8 protein-coding genes and 1 pseudogene are annotated in these 6,885 nt (G+C 72.5%); 7 read left to right on the top strand and 2 right to left on the bottom strand.

Annotated elements, in window-relative coordinates:
• A pseudogene (locus GTW40_RS10130) lies at positions 1–402 on the bottom strand (hypothetical protein); the annotation flags it as partial.
• A 388-nt stretch (positions 403–790) separates the two neighbouring features.
• On the opposite strand from GTW40_RS10130, the gene GTW40_RS10125 reads away from it, so the two are divergent.
• From GTW40_RS10125 to GTW40_RS10110, 4 genes are read left to right on the top strand one after another with little or no spacing between them, the layout of a single operon-like run.
• The gene (locus GTW40_RS10125) at positions 791–1,702 is read left to right on the top strand and encodes a DMT family transporter (protein ID WP_202485664.1); all 912 of its coding nucleotides are present in this window, start codon (positions 791–793) and stop codon (positions 1,700–1,702) included.
• Positions 1,703–1,741: 39 nt separating this feature from the next.
• Positions 1,742–2,257: an NUDIX domain-containing protein gene (locus tag GTW40_RS10120; protein ID WP_161179831.1), complete on the top strand. Its 516-nt coding sequence runs from the start codon at positions 1,742–1,744 to the stop codon at positions 2,255–2,257.
• A 21-nt stretch (positions 2,258–2,278) separates the two neighbouring features.
• Positions 2,279–2,671: a DUF202 domain-containing protein gene (locus tag GTW40_RS10115; RefSeq protein ID WP_161179830.1), complete on the top strand. Its 393-nt coding sequence runs from the start codon at positions 2,279–2,281 to the stop codon at positions 2,669–2,671.
• Positions 2,668–3,009, top strand: coding sequence for a DUF202 domain-containing protein (locus tag GTW40_RS10110; RefSeq protein WP_161179829.1), 342 nt, complete (start codon positions 2,668–2,670; stop codon positions 3,007–3,009). The genes GTW40_RS10115 and GTW40_RS10110 overlap by 4 nt, the downstream gene beginning before the upstream one ends.
• A gap of 22 nt (positions 3,010–3,031) precedes the next feature.
• Here the strand turns inward: GTW40_RS10110 and GTW40_RS10105 are convergent, their stop codons facing one another.
• Positions 3,032–3,964, bottom strand: coding sequence for an NADP-dependent oxidoreductase (locus GTW40_RS10105; protein WP_161179828.1), 933 nt, complete (start codon positions 3,962–3,964; stop codon positions 3,032–3,034).
• 126 nt (positions 3,965–4,090) lie between these two features.
• Here GTW40_RS10105 and GTW40_RS10100 point away from each other — a divergent pair, with 126 nt between their 5' ends.
• The 3 genes from GTW40_RS10100 to GTW40_RS10090 all read left to right on the top strand — a co-directional run bounded on the left by GTW40_RS10100 (position 4,091) and on the right by GTW40_RS10090 (position 6,823).
• Positions 4,091–4,390: a hypothetical protein gene (locus GTW40_RS10100; RefSeq protein WP_161179827.1), complete on the top strand. Its 300-nt coding sequence runs from the start codon at positions 4,091–4,093 to the stop codon at positions 4,388–4,390.
• A gap of 189 nt (positions 4,391–4,579) precedes the next feature.
• Positions 4,580–5,602, top strand: coding sequence for a phosphotransferase family protein (locus GTW40_RS10095; protein ID WP_161179826.1), 1,023 nt, complete (start codon positions 4,580–4,582; stop codon positions 5,600–5,602).
• Positions 5,603–5,608: 6 nt separating this feature from the next.
• Positions 5,609–6,823, top strand: coding sequence for an acyl-CoA dehydrogenase family protein (locus tag GTW40_RS10090; protein WP_161179825.1), 1,215 nt, complete (start codon positions 5,609–5,611; stop codon positions 6,821–6,823).
• Positions 6,824–6,885 lie beyond the last annotated feature (62 nt).

The following is a 6,885-nucleotide window of genomic DNA, read 5'->3' as shown; positions in this document are numbered from 1 at the left end:
GGGGTCGGCGGGCGCGAGCGTGGCGGCCGCGTGGCAGGCGGCGCGGGCCCGGTCGGGTTCCTCGCGGCCGGTCAGGGCGCGGTGGACCAGGGTGAGGGCGAGCAGGGCGGTGGCGTCGGCGGAGCCGGGTTCGGTCAGCAGCCATGCGCGGACGCGGGCCTCGGTGCACGGCTCCTGGGCGAGCACGGTGATCCGGTGGCCCCGGCGGTCCCAGTCGTCGCCGGTGTGGGCCAGCAGAGAGCGGACGGGCTGCCATCTGCCACCGGCCAGGGCGGCGCGGGCGGCGAGCAGTTCCGCGTCGCCGAGGGCTGCCTCGAAGGCGCGGGGGTCGTCGGGAGCGGTGTCACCGGACGGTTGAGCGGGGGCCCGGCATGTGCCGAGCAGGGACGGGAGTGGGGGCACCGCTGGACTTCCTGTTTCTCGGGCTGCCATCGGCCGATCACGCACAGCAAACTCCCCGCCAGGGATTGCGTCAAGCGGAATCCGAGTGTTACTGGGTTCAACGAGCGTTTCTCCAGGGGCACTTGCGCTTCGAGGGACCTGATGGCGGGCCCGGCGCGGGGGTTCGGGGGCCCGATTGTGGCGTACGCCATGGCGCCCGGGGGCGGGTCGGCGGAACATGAGCCGACGGTTCCGCTCGCCGCTGCCCGAACCGGCCTCGCGACCCCTGGTCCGGTGCCCCGCCCAGCCGTACGACGGGACCGCGCCAACCCGCCCCCATCCGGGCACTCTCCGCGGCGACGCCGTCCGAGGGCGCTACAGTCGGCCACACGCAATCGTGGCCCGGCCGATGATCGAGGTACGCAGCGTGTCCCTTCTGGTTGTCCTTCTCGCCATGGGCGCCGCCTGCTGCCTGGGGTTCGGATTCGTGCTCCAGCAGAACGTGGCGCAACGGGCCCCGCTCAGCGACTTCCTGTCCTTCCGGCTGCTCCTCGACCTGATGCGGGTGCCGCGCTGGCTGGGCGGTACGGCGCTGATGGTGGCCGGGATGGGGCTCGGCGCGGTCGCGCTCGGGCAGGGCGAGATCTCCGAGGTGGAGCCGCTGCTCGCCACCAACCTCCTCTTCGCGCTCGCGCTGTCCCGCCGTCAGACCGGGCAGCCGCTGGGCCGTCAGGGCTGGGCCGGGCTCGCGCTGCTCGCGGGCGGGGTGAGCGCGTTCATCCTGGCGGGCCGTCCGCACGCGGGCACCGCCGTCACCGATCCGCTGCGGCACTGGCTGATCATGGGCGCGATGCTGGGCGTCGCCCTCGCGCTCGCCGGGTACGCCAAGCGGTCGCGGACCGGCTGGGGCGCGGTGCTGCTGGCCGCGGCGGCGGGGCTGTTGTACGGCGTCCAGGACGCGCTGACCCGGGTGAGCGCCACCCGGTGGGCCGAGGGCGGCCCGGCGGAGCTGTTCACCGGCTGGCAGCCGTACGGGGTACTGGTGCTCGGGGTGACCGGGCTGATGCTGGTGCAGAGCGCGTTCGAGACGGCCCCGCTGCGGATGTCGCTGCCCGCGCTGACGGCGGCCCAGCCCCTCGCGGGCATCCTCTGCGGGGTGGGCTTCCTGGGCGACCGGCTGCGCACCGACACCGGGGCGCTGGCCTGGGAGGCGGCCGGGCTCGCGGCGATCGTGGCGGGCATCGTGCTGCTCGGGCTGCATCCGGCGATGCCCTGCGGGACGGCGGAGGAGCGGCGGGTGCGGGACCTTCAGCGGAACTGAGGCCCCTCACTCCCTACGGCGGGCTGCTTGGATGGCCGTATGAATCCTGCCGACGAGATCCTCGACATCGTGGACGAGCGGGACCGGGTGGTCGACCAGGTCCCGCGCGGTGAGGCGTACGCCCGGAGCCTGCGGCACCGCTGCGTCTTCATCCAGGCCCGGGACGCGGCCGGGCGGCTCTTCGTCCACCGCCGCACCGCGACCAAGCTGGTCTTCCCCGCGCTGTACGACATGTTCGTCGGCGGGGTGGTGGGCGCGGGCGAGTCCTACGACGAGGCCGCGCTGCGGGAGGCCGAGGAGGAACTGGGGGTGTCGGGCCTTGACCGCCCGGAGTTCCTGTTCAAGTTCCTCTACGACGACGGGGCCGGGAAGAGCTGGTGGTCGGCGGTGTACGAGGTCCGCTGCGAACTTCCGGTGGAGCCGCAGGTGGAGGAGGTGCAGTGGCACGACTTCCTGGCCGAGGACGAGGTGGAGCGGCGGCTGAGTGGGTGGGAGTGGGTGCCGGACGGGCTCGCGGCGTACGAGCGGCTGAGGGCGTTCCGGGCGGGCGCGTGACGCGCCGGTAGGGTCCCTCGCGTGATCGAATTCGCGCGGAACGTCCGCCTCTGGTTCGCCCCCGAGCGGGTACGGGACGAGGGCAGCACCCCCGACTACCGGTTCTCGCTCGCCAACGAGCGCACCTTCCTCGCCTGGCTGCGGACCGCGCTGGCGCTGATCGGCGGCGGGTTCGCGGTGGACCAGTTCCTGCCGCACCTGCGCTGGGCGTGGCGGGCGGGACTCGCCCTCGCCCTGCTCGCGGCCGGGGTGCTGTGCGCGCTGCGCGCGGTGAACCACTGGGTGCGCTGCGAGCGGGCGATGCGGCTCGGGGAGGATCTGCCAGTGTCCCGTTTCCCGGTGGTGCTGAGCCTGGTGATCGCGGTGGTGGCCCTCGCGATGGTCGTGGTGGTGCTGGTGGGGTGGGCGGGGTGACTGCCGACCAGGGTTCGGGGGGCGGCGCGCCGTCCGGCCGGGACCGGGGACTCCAGCCGCAGCGGACCCGGCTGGCCTGGCGGCGTACGACACTCGCGTGCACGGTGGTGGCGGTCCTCGCGGTACGGGCCGCCCTGCGCGCGGACGAGCCGGTCGCCGCCGCGCTGCTGTGCGCGGTGAGCTGCGGGCTGTGGCTGGGGTTTCTCCGCATCGCCCACCACCGCATCCGCGTACTGTCGACGGCCGACCGCCCCGCCGCGCTGACCCCGCGTCACGCGACGGCGGCGGCGGTGTGTGCGGCGGCGTTGGCCGTGTGCGCGGCGGCGCTGCTGGTGTGAGGGACGCGATGGCCCGGCCGGTCTACTTCTCGGGAATCGTCACGACGATCTTCCCCCGCGCATGGTGCCCCGCGCTGAGCTTCTGGGCCTCCGCCGTCTCCTCCAGCGGGAACACCTTCTCCACATGGACGGAGACCACGCCCTGGTCGGCCAGTTGGGACAGCTTGGTCAGGTCCTCGGCGTCGGGGCGGACGAACCAGTAGCGGCCGCCGTACTTGACCACCTCGGGGTCGGCGATGGAGACGAGGCGGCCGCCGGGGGCGAGCAGGTTGGCGGAGATCTTGAGGGTCTCGCCGCCGATGGTGTCGAAGGCCGCGTCGACGCCCTCGGGGGCGATTCCGCGCACGCGTTCGGCCAGGCCCTCGCCGTAGGAGACGGGTTCGCCGCCGAGGGAGCGTACGTAGGCGTGGTTGCGCTCGCTCGCGGTGCCGATGACGCGGGCGCCGAGGTGGACGCCGAGCTGGACGGCCAGCGAGCCGACCCCGCCGGCGGCGGCGTGCACGAGGAGGGTGTCGCCGCGCTTGACCCCGAGGACCGTGACCACGCACTGATAGGCGGTCAGCCCGGCCAGTGGCAGGCCCGCGGCCTCCTCGAAGGAGAGGGCGCCGGGCTTGGGGGCCAGGGTGCGCACCGGGGCGGAGACGTACTCGGCGAAGGTGCCCAGTGAGAGGAAGTCCTCGCGGACGTAGCCGATCACCTCGTCCCCCTCCTCGTACTCCGGGACGGAGGCGCCGGGCCGGACCACGACCCCGCTCATGTCCCAGCCGGTGATCACCGGGAACACGGTCTCGAGGATCGGGTCGAGGTAGCCCTCGCGGCACTTCCAGTCCACCGGGTTGACGGCCGCCGCGCGCACGCGGACCAGTACCTGGTCGGGGCCGAGCTTGGGCTCGGGCCGCTCGCCGTACTCCAGCACCTCGGGTCCGCCGTAGCGGCGGTAGCTGATCGCCTTCATGTCCTAGACCTTCCTGGGTACCCGGACACCACGCAACCCATATGCCGGGATACGCACCTTTCGCGCGTAGCCTGTCGGTCGTCGTTCCCCGACATCCCCCGATCCCGCCTCCCGAAGGTGAGCCCCATGACCGACCTTCACCAGGAACACTCCGAGCACGGCGCGCACAGCCACGGGCCGGGCTGCGGGCACTCCGCCGTACCGCACGGCGACCACGTCGACTACGCGCACGACGGCCATCTGCACCGCGCGCACAGCGAGCACTGGGACGAGTGCGAGCCCGCCGGGCACGTCGCGCACCCCGGCCACGACCATGTGCACCACGAGGAGTGCGGGCACGCGCGCGTGGCGCACGCCGACCACGTGGACTATCTGCACGACGGGCACCGGCACGCCGAGCACGAGGACCACTACGACGACCACTGAGCCCGCTCGCGGACCAACTGAGTCCGCTCGCGCCGACGGTCCCTCCGACGCCGCGTCGGGGAGGGCCGTCGGCGCGCGGCTGTGGTCCCGGTCACTGATCGGGTCGGTTCCGGTGAACACACTGGACGACATACCGACCGGTCGGCATCATGAGACGGGTTCCTGTTCGCCCGTTCGTAGGAGTGATGTATGAGCGCCGACCACCCGCCCGGACTCGATCCCGACCGGCTGCGCGCGCTGCTCGACCGTGAGCGGCCCGGTCTGGTGACCGGCCCCCTGACCGGCCGGCTGATCGAGGGCGGACGGTCGAACCTCACCTACGCGGTGTCCGACGGCACCTCGAAGTGGGTCGTCCGCCGTCCGCCGCTCGGCCATGTGCTCGCCACCGCGCACGACATGCGGCGCGAGCACCGGGTGATCAGCGCCCTGCACCCGACCGAGGTTCCGGTCCCGCGTCCGGTGCTGCTGTGCGAGGACGAGGAGGTGCTCGGGGCTCCGTTCTACGTCATGGAGTACGTCGAGGGCACCCCCTACCGCACGGCGGACCAGCTCGCCCCGCTCGGCCCCGAGCGCACCCGGGACGCGGTGCTGTCCCTGGTGGACACCCTCGTCGAGCTGCACGCGGTGGACCCCGCCGAGGTGGGGCTCGCGGACTTCGGCCGCCCCGAGGGCTTCCTGGACCGCCAACTGCGGCGCTGGGGCAAGCAGTTGGACGCATCCCGCAACCGCGACCTCGCGGGCATCGACGAGTTGCACGCGACGCTCGGCCGCTCGCTGCCCCACTCCCCCGCCCCGGCGGTCGTCCACGGCGACTACCGCCTGGACAACGTGCTGATCGGCACCGACGACCGGATCGAGGCCATCCTCGACTGGGAGATGTCCACGCTCGGCGATCCGCTGACCGACCTGGGCCTGCTGGTGATGTACAGCCAGCCGCTCGGCATGGCCGACTCCCCCGTCTCCACCACCGCCGAGGCACCGGGCCACCCGGCCCCGCGCGAGCTGATCGAGCGGTACGCGGCACGCTCCGGGCGCGACGTCTCGGACGTCAACTGGTACACGGCGTTCGCCTGGTTCAAGCTCGCCGTGATCCTGGAGGGCATCCACTACCGGTACACCCTCGGCCAGACGGTCGGACGCGGTTTCGACCGCATCGGCGACCTCGTACCCGTCTTCATCAACCATGGACTGACGACCCTTCAGGAAGGCTGACCGCACATGGACTTCGCGTTCGACGCGCGCACCGAGGAGCTGCGGGACCGCCTCCTCGCCTTCATGGACGAGTACGTGTACCCGGCCGAGCCGGTCGCCGAGGAGCAGCGGGCGCGGCTCGCCTCGCCGTGGGACACCCCGGCGGTGGTCGAGGAGTTGAAGGCCGAGGCGCGCAGGCAGGGGCTGTGGAACCTGTTCCTGCCGGACACCGAGTACGGCGCCGGGCTCACCAACCTCCAGTACGCGCCCCTCGCCGAAATCACCGGCCGCTCACCGCACTTGGCGCCGCCCGCGACCAACTGCGCGGCCCCCGACACCGGGAACATGGAGGTGCTGGCGCAGTTCGGCACCGAGGCGCAGAAGAAGCAGTGGCTGGAGCCGCTGCTCGCCGGGGAGATCCGCTCGGCCTTCGCGATGACCGAGCCGGAGGTGGCCTCCTCGGACGCCACCAACATCACCACGCTGATCGAGCGGGATGGCGACGAGTACGTCATCACCGGGCGCAAGTGGTACATCTCCGGGGCGATGAACCCGGACTGCCAGATCTTCATCGTGATGGGCAAGACCGACCCGGACGGCGCCGACATCCGCCGCCAGCAGTCCATGGTGCTGGTCCCCCGCGACACGCCCGGCCTCACCGTGAAGCGGGCCATGCAGGTCTTCGGTTACGAGGACCACTCGCACGGCGGCCACGCCGAGGTCATCTTCGACCAGGTGCGCGTGCCGGTGTCGAACCTGATCGGCGAGGAGGGCGGCGGCTTCGCCATCGCGCAGGCGCGGCTCGGTCCGGGCCGTATCCACCACTGCATGCGGCTGATCGGCATGGCCGAGCGGGCGATCGAGCTGATGTGCCGCCGGGCGGTGTCCCGTACGGCCTTCGGCAAGGCGCTGGCCCAGCAGGGCGTGGTCCAGAACTGGATCGCGGACGCCCGGGTGACGGTCGAGCAGCTCCGGCTGCTCGTGCTGAAGACGGCCTGGCTGATGGACACCGTCGGCAACAAGGGCGCCCACACCGAGATCCAGGCCATCAAGATCGCCACGCCCCGTGCGGTGGTGGAGATCCTGGACCGCGCGATCCAGCTGCACGGCGCGGGCGGGGTGAGCCAGGACTTCCCGCTGGCCGAGCTGTACGCGAGCGCGCGCACGCTGATGCTGGCGGACGGGCCCGACGAGGTGCACCAGCGGTCTCTGGCGCGGCGGGAGCTGAAGAAGTACCTGTAGCAGGGGCCCCAAGTCAACAGGGTCTGAGGTAAGGGGCGTCCGCCATGGCGGGCGCCCCTTAC

The organism is Streptomyces sp. SID4985 (assembly GCF_009863025.1).
Classification (GTDB): Bacteria; Actinomycetota; Actinomycetes; order Streptomycetales; family Streptomycetaceae; genus Streptomyces.
The sequence above is the reverse complement of the archived record's forward strand: the minus strand, read 5'-3'. Positions and strand labels throughout refer to the sequence as shown.

What these genes read in the sequence shown, in the direction of transcription:
- GTW40_RS10095 (WP_161179826.1), top strand. Translation starts at nt 4,580, where the DNA reads ATGAGCGCCGACCACCCGCCCGGACTCGATCCCGACCGGCTGCGCGCG.
- GTW40_RS10125 (WP_202485664.1), top strand. Translation starts at nt 791, where the DNA reads ATGATCGAGGTACGCAGCGTGTCCCTTCTGGTTGTCCTTCTCGCCATG.
- GTW40_RS10120 (WP_161179831.1), top strand. Translation starts at nt 1,742, where the DNA reads ATGAATCCTGCCGACGAGATCCTCGACATCGTGGACGAGCGGGACCGG.
- GTW40_RS10105 (WP_161179828.1), bottom strand. Translation starts at nt 3,964, where the DNA reads ATGAAGGCGATCAGCTACCGCCGCTACGGCGGACCCGAGGTGCTGGAG.
- GTW40_RS10100 (WP_161179827.1), top strand. Translation starts at nt 4,091, where the DNA reads ATGACCGACCTTCACCAGGAACACTCCGAGCACGGCGCGCACAGCCAC.
- GTW40_RS10090 (WP_161179825.1), top strand. Translation starts at nt 5,609, where the DNA reads ATGGACTTCGCGTTCGACGCGCGCACCGAGGAGCTGCGGGACCGCCTC.